Below are 18,940 nucleotides of genomic sequence, written 5' to 3'. Positions count from 1 at the left end.
AGATTGGCAGCGCTAATAGCGCGCTGCGAAATGGATTTGTCGAAACGGATCGCCGGAGAAAATTTTAATGAGCAGTGTTGTTGCCACCGTCAAAAGCATTGTTGGTCAAGTTTTCGTAATTTCTCCGGAAGGTGCTCGCCGCGTCCTCATTGAAGGTGATCGCTTGTTCGCGGGCGACCAGATCGACACCGGTATGTCGGGCGCCGTGAGCCTGGAACTGGCCGACGGCCGCATCCTGGACCTGGGCCGTGACACTCAGTGGAGCGCCGATATGCCGGACTCCACCGCCGACCTGGCAGCGGCCAGCGAGCAAGCCGCGCCCTCGGTGGCTGAGCTGCAACAAGCCATCGCCGCTGGCGCCGACCCGACCACCGAGCTGGAAGCCACCGCCGCCGGCGCAAACGCTGCCGGTAACGGCGCTGCCGGGGGTGGCCATAGCTTCGTGGTGCTGGATGCGACCGCCGGCCGCGTCGATCCCACCATCGGCTTCCCCACCGGCACGCTTGGCCAGGGCACTTCGGCTCTCAACGCGCTGACCGGTGCCCCAGGCTCCGCTGACGCGGGCAACCTGGTGCTGCAGCCTTCGACCCTGTCCCTGAGCGCAACCCCCACCATCACCGAAGCCGGTGGTGTGCTGACCTACACCGCGACCGTGACCAGGCCCTCCACCAGCGACCTGACCATCACCTTGACCAATGGCGCGGTGATTACCATCCCGTCAGGCCAACTGACCGGTACGGTCAACGCTCCCCTGGCCCCTAACGACACCCCCTACAACGACCCGAGCCAGATCAGCGTGGGCGTTACGGGCACCACCGGTGGCGGCAACCTGGTATTGACCATCGACCCTAACCCGGCCGTAACGCAGATCACCGACACCATCGACACCACCACAGTCACTCTAACGGCTGGTTCGACCGTGACCGAAGGCGGCCAGATCACCTACACCGCCACCTTGACCAACCCGGCGCAGACCCCGGTGAACGTCACCTTGAGCAATGGCTCGGTGATCACCATCAAGGCCGGTGAGTCGACAGGCAGCGTTGTCGTTGATACCCCGGCTAACGATGTCTACAACAATGGCTCTACCGTCAGCACCACCATCACCGGTGCAACGGGCGGTAACTTCGAGAATCTGGTACCGAATACCACGCCTGCGGTCACCACCATTACCGATTCGATCGACACCACCACGGTTACTTTGACCGCTGGTTCGACTGTGACCGAAGGCGGCCAGATCACCTATACCGCCACGCTGACCAACCCAGCACAGACGCCAGTGAACGTCACTTTGAGCAATGGCTCGGTGATCACCATCAAGGCCGGTGAGTCGACGGGTAGCGTTGTCGTTGATACGCCAGCCAACGACGTCTACAACAATGGCTCGACCGTCAGCACCACCATCACCGGTGCAACGGGTGGTAACTTCGAGAACCTAGTACCGAATACCACGCCAGCAGTCACCACCATTACCGATTCGATCGACACCACCACGGTCACCCTGACCGCTGGCTCGTCCGTGACCGAAGGCGGCCAGATCACCTACACCGCCACCCTGACCAACCCGGCACAGACGCCGGTGAACGTCACCTTGAGCAATGGCTCGGTGATCACCATCAAGGCCGGTGAGTCGACGGGTAGCGTTGTCGTTGATACGCCAGCTAACGACGTCTACAACAATGGCTCGACCGTCAGCACCACCATCACCGGTGCAACGGGCGGTAACTTCGAGAATCTGGTACCGAATACCACGCCTGCGGTCACCACCATTACCGATTCGATCGATACCACCACGGTCACTCTGACCGCAGGTTCGACCGTGACTGAAGGCGGCCAGATCACCTACACCGCCACCCTGACCAACCCGGCGCAGACGCCGGTGAACGTCACTTTGAGCAATGGCTCGGTGATCACCATCAAGGCCGGTGAGTCGACAGGCAGCGTTGTCGTTGATACGCCGGCTAATGACGTCTACGTCAACGGCAGCACCGTCAGTACGACGATCACGAGCGCGACTGGCGGCAATTTCGAGAGCCTGGTGCCGAGCACCACGCCAGCGGTTACCACCATTACCGATTCGATCGACACCACCACTGTGACGCTGACAGCCCCAACCGAGGCGAACGAAGGTGGTCAGGTGACGTATACCGCCACGCTTTCCAATAAAGCGGGCACTGATGTCACGCTGAAGTTGGATAACGGCTCCTCGATCACCATCAAGGCTGGCGAGACCGTTGGCACCGTAACTGTCCCTGCGCCTAGCGATGATGTATTCATCGACAAGAGCACGCAGACCGTCCAGATCACTGAGACCTCTGGCGGCAATTTCGAGAAATTGGAAGTTGCAGGCAATGGCGCAACCACCACGTTCAACGACACCCTCGACAAAGTCGATGTGGTTCTGACGGCCACCACCACCGTTGGTGAAGGCGGCAATATCGTCTACACCGCCAGCCTTGTGGATAAGAACGGCGCGCCGGTGACTAACATCACCAACCCGTTGACCGTCACTTTGGATAACGGTCAGACCATTACTATCGGTGTTAATCAATCCAGCGGCACCGTTACTACCGTGGCGCCAGACGATATTTATAAAGGCGACCAGACCGTCACTGCTGCTATCAAGGGTGTGACCGGCGGCGAGCACTTTGAAAATCTGGTTCCAGGTACTACGCCGGTTAACACCACCGTTACTGATACACCGGGTACCGATAACACTACTACCGTAACGCTGACGGCTCCGTCCGAGGCGAGCGAAGGTGGTCAGATCACTTACACCGCGACCTTGAGCAACAAGGCCGGTACTGACGTCACGTTGAAGCTGGATAACGGCTCTTCGATCACTATCAAGGCTGGCGACACCGTTGGCACTGTGACCGTGCCTGCGCCTACCGATGACGTGTTTATCGATAAGAGCACCCAGACGGTCAAGATCACTGAGACTACTGGCGGCAACTTCGAAAAACTCGAAGTCGCAGGCAGCGGCGCGACCACCACCATCAACGACACTATCGACAAGGTAGATGTGGTCCTGACGGCCACCACCACCGTTGGCGAAGGCGGCAACATCGTCTACACCGCTAGCCTTGTGGATAAGAACGGCGCGCCGGTGACTAACATCACCAACCCGTTGACCGTAACTTTGGATAACGGCCAGACCATCACCATCGGCGTAAACCAATCGAGCAGTAGCGTTTCGGTTCTGGCTCCTGATGATGTGTACAAGGGCGACCAGACCGTCACCACGGCTATCAAAGGCGTGACCGGCGGCGAGCACTTTGAAAATCTGGTTCCAGGTACTACACCGGTTAACACCACCGTTACTGATACACCGGGCACCGATAACACCACTACCGTAACGCTGACAGCTCCGACCGAAGCGAATGAGGGTGGCCAGATCACCTATACCGCGACCTTGAGCAACAAAGCCGGTACTGATGTAACGCTGAAGTTGGATAACGGCTCTTCGATCACCATCAAGGCTGGCGACACCGTCGGTACTGTGACCGTGCCTGCGCCTACCGATGACGTGTTCATCGATAAGAGCACTCAGACCGTCAAGATCACCGACGCTTCCGGCGGCAACTTCGAAAAACTGGAAGTTGCAGGTAATGGCGCAACCACGACGATCAACGACACCATCGACAAAGTCGATGTGGTTCTGACTGCCACCAACACTGTTGGCGAAGGCGGCAACATCGTTTACACCGCCAGCCTTGTGGATAAGAACGGCGCGCCGGTGACCAACATCACCAACCCGCTGACCGTGACTTTGGATAACGGCCAGACCATCACCATTGGCGTAAACCAGACTAGCGGTAGCGTTTCGGTTCTGGCTCCTGATGATGTTTACAAAGGCGACCAAACCGTCACCACCGCCATCAAAGGCGTAACCGGCGGCGAACACTTTGAAAATCTGGTTCCAGGTACCGATAACGTCACCACAACCGTGACTGACACACCGGGTACCGACAACACCACCACCGTTACGCTGACAGCTCCGTCCGAGGCGAGCGAAGGTGGTCAGATCACTTACACCGCGACCTTGAGCAACAAGGCCGGTACTGACGTCACCTTGAAGCTGGATAACGGCTCGGCGATCACAATCAAGGCTGGCGAGACCGTTGGCACCGTGACCGTCCCTGCGCCTACCGATGACGTGTTTATCGATAAGAGCACCCAGACCGTCCAGATCACCGAGACCACTGGCGGCAACTTCGAAAAACTGGAAGTCGCAGGCAGCGGCGCGACCACTACGATCAATGACACCATCGACAAAGTCGATGTTGTCCTGACAGCCACCACCACCGTTGGCGAAGGCGGCAATATCGTCTACACCGCCAGCCTTGTGGATAAAAACGGCGCGCCGGTGACCAACATCACCAACCCGTTGACCGTCACCTTGGATAACGGCAAAACCATCACCATTGGTGTGAATCAGTCGAGCGGCTCTATCACCACCATCGCACCGGATGATGTGTACAAAGGTGATCAAACCGTTACCACCGCCATCAAAGGCGTGACCGGCGGCGAGCACTTCGAAAACCTGGTCCCTGGTACGACGGCAGTGAACACTACTGTCACCGATAACCCAGGCACCGATAACACCACCACCGTTACGCTGACAGCGCCGAGCGAGGCGAACGAAGGTGGGCAGATTACGTACACCGCCACGCTTTCCAACAAAGCGGGCACTGACGTAACGCTGAAACTCGACAACGGTTCAAGCATCACGATCAAGGCTGGCGACACTGTTGGCACTGTGACTGTACCTGCGCCTACCGATGACGTGTTCATCGATAAGAGCACCCAGACTGTCAAGATCACCGAGACCACTGGTGGCAACTTCGAAAAACTGGAAGTTGCAGGCAACGGCGCAACGACCACGATCAACGACACCATCGACAAGGTTGATGTGGTTTTGACTGCCACCAACACTGTTGGCGAAGGCGGCAACATCGTCTACACCGCTAGCCTTGTGGATAAAAACGGTGCGCCGGTGACTAACATCACTAATCCGCTGACCGTTACTTTGGACAACGGCAAGACCATCACTATCGGCGTAAATCAGTCGAGCGGCTCTATCACCACCATCGCGCCGGATGATGTGTACAAGGGCGATCAAACTGTCACCACCGCTATCAAAGGCGTGACCGGCGGCGAGCATTTCGAAAATCTGGTTCCAGGTACTACCCCGGTTAACACCACCGTTACTGATACACCGGGCACCGATAACACCACTACCGTGACGCTGACGGCTCCGACCGAGGCGAGCGAAGGTGGTCAGATCACCTACACCGCGACCTTGAGCAACAAGGCCGGTACTGACGTTACCTTGAAGCTGGATAACGGCTCGTCGATCACCATCAAGGCCGGCGACACTGTTGGCACTGTGACCGTGCCTGCGCCTACCGATGACGTGTTCATCGACAAAAGCACCCAGACCGTCCAGATCACTGAGACCACTGGCGGCAACTTCGAAAAACTGGAAGTTGCGGGCAACGGTGCGACCACCACGATCAACGACACCATCGACAAGGTGGATGTAGTTCTGACGGCCACTACCACCGTTGGCGAAGGCGGCAATATCGTCTACACCGCCAGCCTTGTGGATAAAAATGGCGCAGCGGTGACTAACATCACCAACCCGTTGACCGTGACTTTGGATAACGGCCAGACCATCACCATCGGCGTAAACCAATCGAGCGGTAGCGTTTCGGTTCTTGCTCCTGATGACGTTTACAAGGGCGATCAGACCGTCACCACCGCCATCAAAGGCGTGACCGGCGGCGAGCATTTCGAGAACCTGGTGCCTGGTACTACCGCGGTGAACACCACCGTTACGGACACACCGAGCACCGATAACACCACCACCGTTACGCTGACAGCGCCGAGCGAGGCGAACGAAGGTGGGCAGATCACTTACACCGCGACCTTGAGCAACAAGGCCGGTACTGACGTCACCTTGAAGCTGGATAACGGCTCTTCGATCACGATCAAGGCTGGCGAGACCGTTGGCACTGTGACTGTCCCTGCGCCTAGCGATGACGTGTTCATCGACAAAAGCACCCAGACCGTCCAGATCACCGAGACCACTGGCGGCAACTTCGAAAAATTGGAAGTTGCGGGCAACGGCGCAACGACCACGATCAACGACACGATCGACAGGGTTGATGTGGTCCTGACGGCCACCACCACCGTCGGCGAAGGCGGCAATATCGTCTACACCGCTAGCCTTGTGGGTAAAAACGGTGCGCCGGTGACTAACATCACCAACCCGTTGACCGTCACCTTGGATAACGGCAAGACCATCACCATCGGTGTGAATCAGTCGAGCGGCTCTATCACCACCCTAGCGCCAGACGATGTGTACAAAGGCGATCAAACCGTTACCACCGCTATCAAAGGCGTGACCGGCGGTGACCACTTTGAAAACCTGGTGCCGGGTACTACGGCGGTGAACACCACTGTCACCGATACCCCCGGTACCGACAACACCACCACCGTGACTCTGACGGCGCCGTCCGAAGCAAACGAAGGTGGTCAGATCACTTACACCGCCACGCTTTCCAATAAAGCGGGCACGGATGTAACGCTGAAGCTGGATAACGGCTCGTCGATCACCATCAAGGCCGGCGACACTGTTGGCACTGTGACCGTGCCTGCGCCTACCGATGACGTGTTCATCGATAAGAGCACCCAGACGGTCAAGATCACTGAGACTACTGGTGGCAACTTCGAAAAACTCGAAGTAGCAGGCAACGGCGCGACCACCACCATCAACGACACTATCGACAAGGTAGATGTGGTCCTGACGGCCACCACCACCGTTGGCGAAGGCGGCAACATTGTCTACACCGCCAGCCTTGTGGATAAAAACGGCGCGCCGGTGACCAACATCACCAACCCGCTGACCGTGACTCTGGATAACGGCCAAACCATCACCATTGGCGTAAACCAATCGAGCGCTAGCGTGTCGGTTCTTGCACCGGATGACGTCTACAAAGGTGATCAGACTGTCACTACCGCCATCCAAGGCGTGACCGGTGGCGAGCACTTTGAAAATCTGGTTCCAGGGACTGATAAAGTCACCACGACTGTGACTGACACACCGGGTACCGATAACACTACGACTGTCACGTTGACTGCGCCAAATGCCGTTAACGAAGGTGGTCAGATCACCTACACCGCGACCTTGAGCAACAAGGCCGGTACTGACGTCACCTTGAAGCTGGATAACGGCTCGTCGATCACCATCAAAGCGGGCGACACTGTTGGCACCGTGACCGTGCCAGCGCCTACCGATGATGTGTTCATCGATAAGAGCAGCCAGACGGTCAAGATCACCGAAACCGCTGGCGGCAACTTCGAAAAACTGGAAGTGGCAGGCGACGGCGCAACGACCACGATCAACGACACCATCGACAAGGTTGATGTGGTCCTGACGGCCACCACCACCGTTGGTGAAGGCGGCAACATCGTCTACACCGCCAGCCTTGTGGATAAGAACGGCGCGCCGGTGACCAACATCACCAACCCGCTGACCGTGACGTTGGACAATGGCAAGACCATCACCATCGGTGTGAATCAGTCGAGCGGCTCCATCACAACCGTAGCGCCGGATGATGTGTACAAGGGCGACCAGACCGTCACCACGGCTATCAAAGGCGTGACCGGCGGCGAGCATTTCGAGAACTTGGTCCCTGGCACTACGGCAGTGAATACCACTGTTACCGATAACCCAGGCACCGATAACACGACCACCGTAACGCTGACGGCTCCGGCCGAAGCAAACGAGGGTGGACAGATTACGTACACCGCCACGCTTTCCAACAAAGCTGGCACTGATGTAACGCTGAAGTTGGATAACGGTTCGTCGATCACGATCAAGGCTGGCGAAACCGTCGGCACCGTAACCGTGCCTGCGCCTACCGATGATGTGTTCATCGACAAGAGCACCCAGACCGTACAGATCACCGAAACCACTGGCGGCAACTTCGAAAAACTGGAAGTTGCAGGCAGCGGCGCGACCACCACCATCAACGACACCATCGACAAAGTCGATGTGGTTCTGACCGCCACTACCACCGTTGGAGAGGGCGGCAATATCGTCTACACCGCCAGCCTTGTGGATAAAAACGGCGCGCTGGTGACTAACATCACCAATCCGTTGACCGTCACCTTGGACAACGGCAAGACCATCACCATTGGTGTAAATCAGTCGAGCGGCTCCATCACTACCATCGCGCCGGATGATGTGTACAAAGGCGACCAGACCGTCACCACCGCCATCAAGGGTGTGACCGGCGGCGAGCACTTTGAAAATCTAGTGCCTGGTACTACGGCGGTGAACACCACCGTTACGGATACACCGGGCACCGACAACACCACTACTGTGACGCTGACAGCGCCCAACGCTGTTAACGAAGGTGGGCAGATTACGTACACCGCCACGCTCTCCAACAAAGCGGGCACTGACGTAACGCTGAAACTCGACAACGGTTCAAGCATCACCATCAAGGCTGGCGACACGGTTGGCACCGTAACCGTGCCTGCGCCTACCGATGACGTGTTTATCGATAAGAGCACCCAGACCGTCAAAATCACTGACGCTTCCGGCGGCAACTTCGAAAAACTCGAAGTCGCAGGCAGCGGCGCGACCACTACGATTAATGACACCATTGATAAAGTCGATGTAGTCCTGACGGCCACCACCACTGTTGGCGAAGGCGGCAACATCGTCTACACCGCCAGCCTTGTGGATAAAAACGGCGCGCCGGTGACCAACATCACCAATCCGTTGACCGTTACCCTCGATAACGGCAAGACCATCACCATCGGTGTGAATCAGTCGAGCGGTTCTATCACCACCATCGCACCGGATGATGTGTACAAGGGCGATCAAACTGTCACTACCGCCATCAAAGGTGTGACCGGTGGCGAGCATTTCGAGAACTTGGTGCCTGGTACTACCGCGGTGAACACCACCGTTACGGACACACCGGGTACAGATAACACCACCACCGTTACGCTGACTGCGCCAAGTGCCGTTAACGAAGGTGGCCAGATCACGTATACCGCAACCTTGAGCAACAAGGCCGGTACTGACGTCACCTTGAAGCTGGATAACGGCTCTTCGATCACGATCAAGGCTGGCGACACGGTTGGCACCGTAACCGTCCCTGCGCCTACTGATGATGTGTTCATCGATAAGAGCACCCAGACCGTCAAGATTACTGACGCTTCCGGCGGCAACTTCGAAAAACTGGAAGTTGCAGGCAATGGCGCAACCACCACGATCAACGACACCATCGACAAAGTCGATGTCGTCCTGACCGCCACCACCACCGTTGGCGAAGGCGGCAACATCGTCTACACCGCCAGCCTTGTGGATAAAAACGGCGCACCGGTGACCAACATCACCAACCCGTTGACCGTTACCTTGGATAACGGCAAAACCATCACCATCGGCGTAAACCAATCGAGCGGTAGCGTTTCGGTTCTTGCTCCGGATGATGTCTATAAAGGCGATCAAACCGTCACCACCGCCATCAAAGGCGTGACCGGCGGCGAGCATTTCGAAAACCTGGTCCCTGGCACTACGGCGGTGAATACCACCGTTACGGACACACCGGGTACCGATAACACCACTACCGTGACGCTTACTGCGCCAAGTGCCGTTAACGAAGGCGGCCAGATCACGTACACCGCGACCTTGAGCAACAAGGCCGGCACCGACGTCACGCTGAAACTCGACAACGGCTCAAGCATCACCATCAAGGCTGGCGAAACCGTCGGCACCGTAACCGTACCTGCACCTACCGATGACGTGTTCATCGACAAGAGCACTCAGACCGTCAAGATCACCGACGCTTCCGGCGGCAACTTCGAAAAACTGGAAGTCGCAGGCAGCGGTGCGACCACTACGATCAACGACACCATCGACAAAGTCGATGTCGTCCTGACCGCCACTACCACCGTTGGCGAAGGCGGCAATATCGTTTACACCGCCAGCCTTGTGGATAAAAACGGCGCGCCGGTGACCAACATCACCAACCCGCTGACCGTCACCTTGGATAACGGCAAAACCATCACCATCGGTGTGAATCAGTCGAGCGGTAGCGTTTCGGTTCTTGCTCCTGATGACGTGTACAAGGGCGACCAAACTGTCACCACCGCTATCAAGGGTGTGACCGGTGGCGAGCACTTTGAAAATCTGGTGCCGGGTACTACGGCGGTGAACACCACTGTCACGGACACACCAGGTACCGACAACACCACTACTGTGACGCTGACAGCGCCTAACGCTGTTAACGAAGGTGGGCAGATTACGTACACCGCCACGCTCTCCAACAAAGCTGGCACTGATGTAACGCTGAAGTTGGATAACGGTTCGTCGATCACGATCAAGGCTGGCGAAACTGTTGGCACCGTAACCGTGCCCGCGCCGACCGATGACGTGTTCATCGATAAGAGCACTCAGACCGTTAAGATCACCGACGCTTCCGGCGGCAACTTCGAAAAACTGGAAGTCGCAGGCAGCGGTGCGACCACTACGATCAACGACACCATCGACAAGGTTGATGTGGTTTTGACTGCCACCAACACCGTTGGCGAAGGCGGCAACATCGTCTACACCGCTAGCCTTGTGGATAAAAACGGTGCGCCGGTGACTAACATCACTAATCCGCTGACCGTTACCTTGGACAACGGCAAGACCATCACTATCGGCGTAAATCAGTCGAGCGGTAGCGTTTCGGTTCTTGCTCCTGATGACGTGTACAAGGGCGACCAAACTGTCACCACCGCTATCAAGGGTGTGACCGGTGGCGAGCACTTTGAAAATCTGGTGCCGGGTACTACGGCGGTGAACACCACTGTCACGGACACACCAGGTACCGACAACACCACTACTGTGACGCTGACAGCGCCTAACGCTGTTAACGAAGGTGGGCAGATTACGTACACCGCCACGCTCTCCAACAAAGCTGGCACTGATGTAACGCTGAAGTTGGATAACGGTTCGTCGATCACGATCAAGGCTGGCGAAACTGTTGGCACCGTAACCGTGCCCGCGCCGACCGATGACGTGTTCATCGATAAGAGCACTCAGACCGTCAAGATCACCGACGCTTCCGGCGGCAACTTCGAAAAACTCGAAGTTGCAGGCAATGGCGCAACCACCACCATCAACGACACCATCGACAAAGTTGATGTAGTCCTGACCGCCACCACCACTGTTGGCGAAGGCGGCAATATCGTTTACACCGCCAGCCTTGTGGATAAAAACGGCGCAGCGGTGACCAACATCACCAATCCGCTGACCGTGACCTTGGACAACGGCAAAACCATCACCATCGGCGTGAATCAGTCGAGCGGTTCCATCACCACCGTAGCGCCAAACGACGTCTACAAAGGCGACCAAACTGTCACCACCGCCATCAAAGGCGTAACCGGCGGCGAGCATTTCGAGAACCTGGTGCCGGGCACTACCGCGGTGAACACCACCGTTACGGACACACCGGGTACCGACAACTCCACGACTGTCACGCTGACTGCACCAAGTGCCGTTAATGAAGGTGGTCAGATCACTTACACCGCGACTTTGAGCAACAAGGCTGGCACCGACGTCACTTTGAAGCTGGATAACGGCTCAAGCATCACCATCAAAGCCGGCGAAACCGTCGGCACCGTAACCGTGCCTGCACCTACCGATGACGTGTTCATCGACAAGAGCACCCAAACGGTCAAGATCACCGAAACCACTGGCGGCAACTTCGAAAAACTCGAAGTAGCAGGCAACGGCGCCACCACCACCATCAACGACACCATCGATAAAGTCGATGTAGTCCTGACCGCCACCACCACCGTCGGCGAAGGCGGCAACATCGTTTACACCGCCAGCCTTGTGGATAAAAACGGCGCACCGGTGACTAACATCACCAACCCGCTGACCGTCACCTTGGACAACGGCAAAACCATCACCATCGGTGTGAATCAGTCGAGTGGCTCCATCACTACCCTTGCGCCAAACGATGTCTACAAAGGCGACCAAACCGTCACCACCGCCATCAAAGGCGTGACCGGCGGCGAGCATTTCGAGAACCTGGTGCCGGGCACGACGGCGGTGAACACCACTGTCACCGACACGCCGGGCACCACCGATTTGACCACCCTCACCCTGACCGCCCCGACCGCGGTCAACGAAGGCGGGCAGATCACCTACACCGCCACCTTGAGCAACAAGGCCGGCAGCGACATGCTGGTCCAGCTCGACAACGGTTCGAGCATCACCATCAAGCAAGGTGAGACCGTGGGCACGGTGACCGTCCCGGCGCCTACCGATGACGTGTTCATCGACAAGAGCACCCAGACCGTCAAGATCACCGGCACCACCGGCGGCAATTTCGAGGGTGTGACCATCACTCCTGCGGGCGCCACGACCACCGTCAACGACACCATCGATGACGTGACCGTGGTGCTCAAGGCCACTGGCTCGGTCAGCGAAGGCGGGCAGATCGTCTACACCGCGTCCCTGGTCGACAAAAACGGCGCGGCCGTGAACAACGTGGGCTCCGACCTGGTGGTAAGGCTGGATAACGGCTCGACCATCACCATTGGCAGCGGCAAGTCCACCAGCTTCACGACGGCTACCGCACCGAACGATGCCTATGTCGGCGCCAATGATGTCAGCGCCAAGATCACCGGCGTGGTCAGCGGTGGCGACAAATACGAGCATCTGATTGTTGACGGCAACCCTGCGGTCACCAAGGTCACGGATGTAGTGACGGACACCAAAATCAGCATCACGGGCGACGGTTCGGTCACTGAAGGTGGCACCGCCCACTACACCCTGACCTTGACCAACCCGCCGCAAACCGACGTGACCGTGACGCTCAAATACAGCGGCACCGCCACTGACGGTTCGGACTTCACCGGCGTGTACACCGTGAAGATCCCGGCAGGCTCCAGCAGCGTGCCGTTTGATATCCGCACGCTCGACGACAAGATCACCGAGCCTACGGAACAGATCGTTATCACCATCGACAAGGTCACCGGAGGCAACTTCGAGAACCTGGTGATCGACAAAGGCACCGTCACCACCAACATCCTCGACAACGATGCGCCGCCGGTGATCGACCTGGATGCCAACAACTCCAGCGGCGCCACGGGTGCCGATTACAAGACGACATTTACCGAGGGTACCGCCGGGCCGGGCGTGTCGATCGCCGACACGGATATCAAGATCACGGACCCAGACAGCACACTGCTGACGGGCGCGACGGTCACGCTGACCAACGCACAGGCCGGTGACGCCCTGAACCTGGGCAATAGCGTGAATGGCATCAGCGTCAGCACCAACAACCAGACGGGCACTATTACCCTGACGTTGTCCGGCAGCGCGACGCTGGCTGACTACATGCAGCGTATCCAGAACATCACGTTCACCAACAACAGCCACGACCCAAGCACCACGCCGCGCACCATCACCGTGACGGTGACCGATGGCGGCAACTACTCCAACGTGGCCACCACCACCGTCAACGTGGTGGCGGTCAACGATGCGCCAGTGGCCACTGGCGGTGCCGTGACCGGTACGGAAGACACCGCGCTGGCCCTGACCTGGGCCAACTTCGGCGTGAGCGATGTGGACTCGCCACAAGCCAGCCTTGGGGTGAAAATCACCGAACTGCCGGTGGCCGGCAAGCTGCAATACCTGGCGGCGGACGGCAGCACCTGGACCAACGTGACCAGCGGCCAGACCTTTACCAAGGCCCAGATCGACGGCGGCCAACTGCGCTTTACGCCGAATGCCAACGAGTCCGGCGCCGACGGTTATGGCGGCACTGGCGTGGGTAACAAGCAGGCGGATTACGCGCAGTTCAAGTTCCAGCCAACCGATGGCAAGGACCTGGGTACCAGCGCCACGGTGAAAGTGGATATCACCCCAGTGGCCGACGCACCGACCCTCAGCGTGGCCGACAACAGCGTTGCCTCGACCGGGCTGGTCAAACAGGGCTGGAACAGCATCGCCGGCCTTGGAAACAACGGCAACGGCGCTGCGCCAGACGTACTGAAAAAAGCCATCGACAACGCGGGCACACCCAACAACACCTCTGTGGTGACCAACGTCGAGTCCGTCGACAACGTCGCCGCCGGCTCTGGTTCCAAGATCTCTGGCCTGATCTACATGGAAGCGGGCAAGAGCTACACCTTCAGCGGGATCGCCGATGACAGCGTGGTGGTCAACGTTGGCGGTAAAGACGTCGCCAGCGGTTTGTGGGGTACCAACAGCGGCAAGTTCAGCGGCACGTTCACGCCAACGACCACCGGTTACTACAGCCTTGAGATCTACCAGGCCAACCAGGCGGGGCCTGGCAGCTTTGACGTCAACCTGTCGGTCAACGGTGGGGCGGTGCAGAACTTGAGCACCAGCACCGTGCCGCTGTACACCGGCCTCACCGACCTGACCAACGCCGGCGTAACCCTGTCCGACCTGCATGGCAGCAACGGCGACGGTTACTACGTGGGTTACAAGCTCAACGAAGGCCAGGAAAACGGCACCGTTAAACTGTCCAAGGTCACCACCGCGCTGACCGACACCGACGGCTCCGAAACCCTGAGCGTGAAGATCAGCGGCATCCCGGCAGGCTCGGTACTGACCGACGCGTCTGGGCACACCTTTACCGCGGGTAAAACCGTGGGCGAAGTGAATGTCACCGGCTGGGACCTGAACACCCTGACCATCAAGCCGCCGACCTACTACAGCGGCCAGTTCAACCTGACGGTCACCTCGACTTCCACCGAGAGCATCGGCGGTTCAGCGACCACCACCGCGCAATTGCCCGTCACGGTGCATCCGGCGACCTACAATTCGGTCACCGGCACCTCGGGCAGCGACACCATCAATGGCAGCGATGGCAACGACATCGTCGTGGCCGACATCGCCGGCCTGAACGTGGTGCAGGGCAAGAACTACAACATCGCGTTCATGATCGATACATCGGGCAGTATGGGTGCGGACTCGATAGCAGCGGCAAAAACCTCGCTGACTACCACGTTCAACTCGCTGAAAAACAGTATCGGCGCCAGCACCTCCGGCACTGTGAATATCTTCCTGGCGGATTTCAGCGACCAGGTCAATCGCACGGTGACAGTCAACCTGAAAGACCCAGGTGCATTGGACTCGCTGCAGAAAGTCCTGGACTCCATGGTGTCTACCGGCGGGACCAACTACGAAGACGTGTTCAAGGCCGCGTCCAACTTCTTCAAAAGTGCCCAGGCGACTGGCAACACTGGCGCTATTAATACAACGTACTTCATCACCGATGGTCAGCCGACGTTTTACCAAGCGTCCGAGCAGACCAACCCGTACTTGTACGGCAACGTCAGGCTCGATGATGTCGTCACCATGAACAACTACACCATAGGTACCGCCACCCGGATCAACATCGACTCGAATAACTACCTTGATATCAACTCTGCCGGCAAGGTGACCCTCTGGTCTTACGGCTGGGGATACAACAAGGGAATCATCCACGCCCAAGGGGATGGCACCTATGAAATATCGGTGCAAGGCGGCCTCGGATACGATACCGACTACTCCACCACCCTCAACTCCAACAGCGCGTTCGCACTGCTTAAAGGTCTGTCCACAGGTGGCGTAGAAGCCATCGGCCTCAATAGTGGGGTCAGCTTGAATCAGTTGGCACCGTACGACAGCGATGGCAAGCCACAGGCCAACATCGATCCGAAGGACCTCGCCAACGCTATCCTCGGCCACACCGAGGCGACGTTGCCGGGCGCGGACACCGTCAGCGGTGGCGACGGCAACGACATCCTGTTCGGCGACCTGGTGAGTTTCAGCGGGATCAATGGCGAGGGTTACAACGCACTGCAGGCCTTTGTCGCGCAGAAAACCGGCGTGGCTGTCTCGGCAGTGACTGCCTCTAACGTTCACCAATACGTCACCGAGCACTATGTGGACTTCGGCGCCTCCGGCGCCAAAGATGCCGGCGACACACTGCTGGGCGGTGCTGGCGATGACATCCTGTTCGGCCAGGGCGGCAACGACACGCTCGATGGCGGCAAAGGCAATGACATCCTGCTGGGTGGCACCGGCAACGACATCCTGATCGGTGGCTCGGGTGCCGACACCTTTGTGTGGAAGTCTGGCGACATCGGCAACGATGTGATCAAGGACTTCAAGGCCTCGGAAGGCGACCGCATTGATCTGCGCGATTTGTTGAAAGGTGAAACCGACAGCACCATCGACAACTACCTCAAGATCACCACGGTAGACGGCGTGTCGACCCTGCAAGTGAGCAGTGAAGGCAAGCTCAACGCCGCCGGTGGCCTGGCCAATGCCGATGTGACGATCAAGCTGGAAGGCAACGATTGGTCCCACACCAGCATCAACTCGCTGATCAGTGGTGCCGACCCGACCATCAAGATCGACCACACTTAAGACACGATTAATCGGCCGCCCTCCCAGGCGGCCGATTTTTTGGCCTGCGGGCCGCTGGCTCTGGCGGACGGTGCATCGCATACTCACGCCCATACACGCAGCGTTGACCTATGCTGTTGAACGCCTGTGGCGCATTTTCGAGGGGTTGTTATGTTTTACGTGCAACGTGATGCACAGGGCGCGCTGGTTCGCGTAGAGGCTATCGCCTTTGCCGACTCCACCGAAACCCTGCCGGCCGATCACCATGAGATCCAGGCCTGGTACGCCAACGAAGTAGTGGAAACCAGCCTGGCCCAGCTCAAGCAGAGCGACTTGGAGATGATCCGGGTGCTGGATGACTTGATCCAGGTGCTGACCCGCAAAGGGGTGATCAGCGTGACCGACCTGCCGCCGGCAGCCCAGGCCAAGTTGATGGACCGTAACCAGGCGCGGGAAGCGTTGGGTGGGTTGAGCCAGTTGATCGATGATGACGAGAAAGGATTGATTTGATCCAACCGCTCCTACCGATGAATTATTTCCAGGGTGCGGGTTCGCCAAATAACTGGCCCTGCACACCGAAAATTCCCATCTCCCGAATCACCTTCAGTTCGCCCTCGGTCTCTACACGCTCGGCAATCAGTGGCAGGTCAATGCTATGGGCCGCTCGCTGGATGGCCTCGATAAACAGGCGCTTGTCACTTTCCTGGTCGATGGCGCGAATGTAGCTGCCGTCGATCTTCAGGTACGCCAGGCCCAGGCGCGCCAAGTTGCCGATCATGCTGAAGCGCCCACCGAAACGTTGCAGGCTGAGGGAGAAGCCCAGCTCGCGCAGACGCTGGGTCATCTGTTCCAGTACGGGCTGCTCAGGCAGTTGCTCTTCACCGATCTCCAGGGTGAGGCGCGGGCCCAGGTTGCTGTGCTGGCGTAGCAGGTCATAAATACGGTTCAGGGCCTGGGGGTCCTGCAAGGTCGCGGCCGAAAGGTTCAGCGCCAGGTTCTCGGTGTGGCTGCTCATCTGCTTTAACACCTGCTCCAGCATCAGGCGATCCAGGCGGGCTGACCAACCGAAGCGCTCAAGCCAGGGCAGGAAGCGCCCGGCGGGTATGGTGTGGCCGTCGTCGTCCTGCAAGCGCGACAACACTTTGTAGTGCAAGACCAACTGTGGGTCCTGGCTGGCCACTACCGGCTGGAAGTACAACTGGAAGCGCTGCTGGGTCAGGGCCTGGTCCAACAAGGTATGCCAGGCATGGTGATCGTCTCCCACGCTGGCGGCGGCGCTGCGGTCCAGGCACACCCAACTGGTGTCGCCCTGCGCTTGGGCCTGAGCCAGGGCCTGGTCGGCCAGGGTCAGCAGGGCTTGGGGCGCGTCGCCATGGCTGAACGGTGCCAGGCCGATATAGGCGACCGGCGTAACGTCGCTGGCACCGGTCGCTTGCAGGCTGAGCAAGGTGCTTTCGAGGTTTTGCGCCAGTTGCACCGCTTCTTCACGCATCAACCCTGGCGCCAGCACGGCGAACTCACCGCCACGAATACGGGTGACCAGGTTATGGGTTTCCGGGTACGGCGCGCACTGGCGCAGCAGTTGTTCGCCAACCGCTTGCAGCAACTGGTCGGTGCGCTGGCCACCCAGGCGCTGGTTGAGGCCGGCCAGGTCCTTGACCCGCAGCAACAGCAGGTAGCCGGAGTTGGTCTCTTCCGGGTTACTGACGCGGGCGTTGAGCTGCATCTCGAAATAACGGCGGTTGGCGAGGCCGGTGAGGTTGTCCTGGTAGGATTCGGTGCGCAGTTTTTCGCTACGCTCAGCCTGCTCCTGGAACAGCGCCTTGAGCTTTTCCACCATCTGGTTCATGGCCTGTACCACGCGACGCAGTTCTGGCGTGCGGGGCAAGTCAGGCAGGCTGAGGAACTCGCGGCGGGCAATGGCGTGGGATTGCTTGACCATATAGTCCAACGGCTTCAATTGCCGGCGCAGCAACAACCCACCGAGCACCACGCTGACCGCACCGCACAGCAGCAACCAGCCCAGGCTACCCAGGGCGCTTTGCCAGAGCTTGGCCAGGGCGAACATCGGATGGCTGACCACTTCGACCCGTGCGGCCTGTTCCCAGCCACGGCTGACCAGCGCATCACCACCGGCCGGCTCCAGGCCGATCAGCTTGACGAACCAGTTGGGCACGCCGTTGTTGTCCGGGATACCACTGCGCTCGACGATGGTTTTGTCGGTGGCCAAGTCCACGACGCGGATGCTGGCGTAGTAGCCGCTGTCGAAGATCGAGCTGACCAGCAGCTCCACCATGGCCGGGTCGTCGATATTCGGGGTCAGCGACAACGCCAACGCCGTCGCGGCATCCTGGGCGTGGGAGCGCAGTTGGTTGACGTATTGGGTGCGCGAGCTTTCCAGGCTGACCATGAAGCTGCCGCTGAAGGCGACCACCAGGAACAGACAGATTGCGATCAATAGCTGTTTGAACAGAGACATCCGATCAGTTACTC

Annotated in this window: 3 protein-coding genes; 2 read left to right on the top strand and 1 reads right to left on the bottom strand. The window is 58.6% G+C overall.

Features of this window, described 5'->3' with window-relative positions:
• The first annotated feature begins 67 nt into the window (after positions 1-67).
• Both HU731_RS16715 and HU731_RS16710 read left to right on the top strand, forming a co-directional pair.
• On the top strand, positions 68-16,468 hold the full coding sequence (locus HU731_RS16715; protein WP_217894819.1) for a LapA family giant adhesin: 16,401 nt from the start codon (positions 68-70) through the stop codon (positions 16,466-16,468).
• Positions 16,469-16,618: 150 nt separating this feature from the next.
• Positions 16,619-16,957, top strand: a complete 339-nt coding sequence (locus HU731_RS16710; protein WP_032894252.1) for a hypothetical protein — start codon at positions 16,619-16,621, stop codon at positions 16,955-16,957.
• A 22-nt stretch (positions 16,958-16,979) separates the two neighbouring features.
• On the opposite strand, the gene lapD is transcribed toward HU731_RS16710, so the two are convergent.
• A complete protein-coding gene (gene lapD / locus HU731_RS16705) occupies positions 16,980-18,926 on the bottom strand; it encodes a cyclic di-GMP receptor LapD (RefSeq protein ID WP_186609509.1) in 1,947 nt (648 codons plus the stop codon).
• Positions 18,927-18,940 lie beyond the last annotated feature (14 nt).

This window comes from Pseudomonas salmasensis (assembly GCF_014268375.2).
GTDB lineage: Bacteria > Pseudomonadota > Gammaproteobacteria > Pseudomonadales > Pseudomonadaceae > Aquipseudomonas > Aquipseudomonas salmasensis.
This window is presented reverse-complemented; position numbering and strand designations above follow the sequence as displayed.

Coding starts and splice junctions, on each gene's coding strand:
- HU731_RS16715 (WP_217894819.1), top strand. CDS start 68: ATGAGCAGTGTTGTTGCCACCGTCAAAAGCATTGTTGGTCAAGTTTTC.
- HU731_RS16710 (WP_032894252.1), top strand. CDS start 16,619: ATGTTTTACGTGCAACGTGATGCACAGGGCGCGCTGGTTCGCGTAGAG.
- lapD (WP_186609509.1), bottom strand. CDS start 18,926: ATGTCTCTGTTCAAACAGCTATTGATCGCAATCTGTCTGTTCCTGGTG.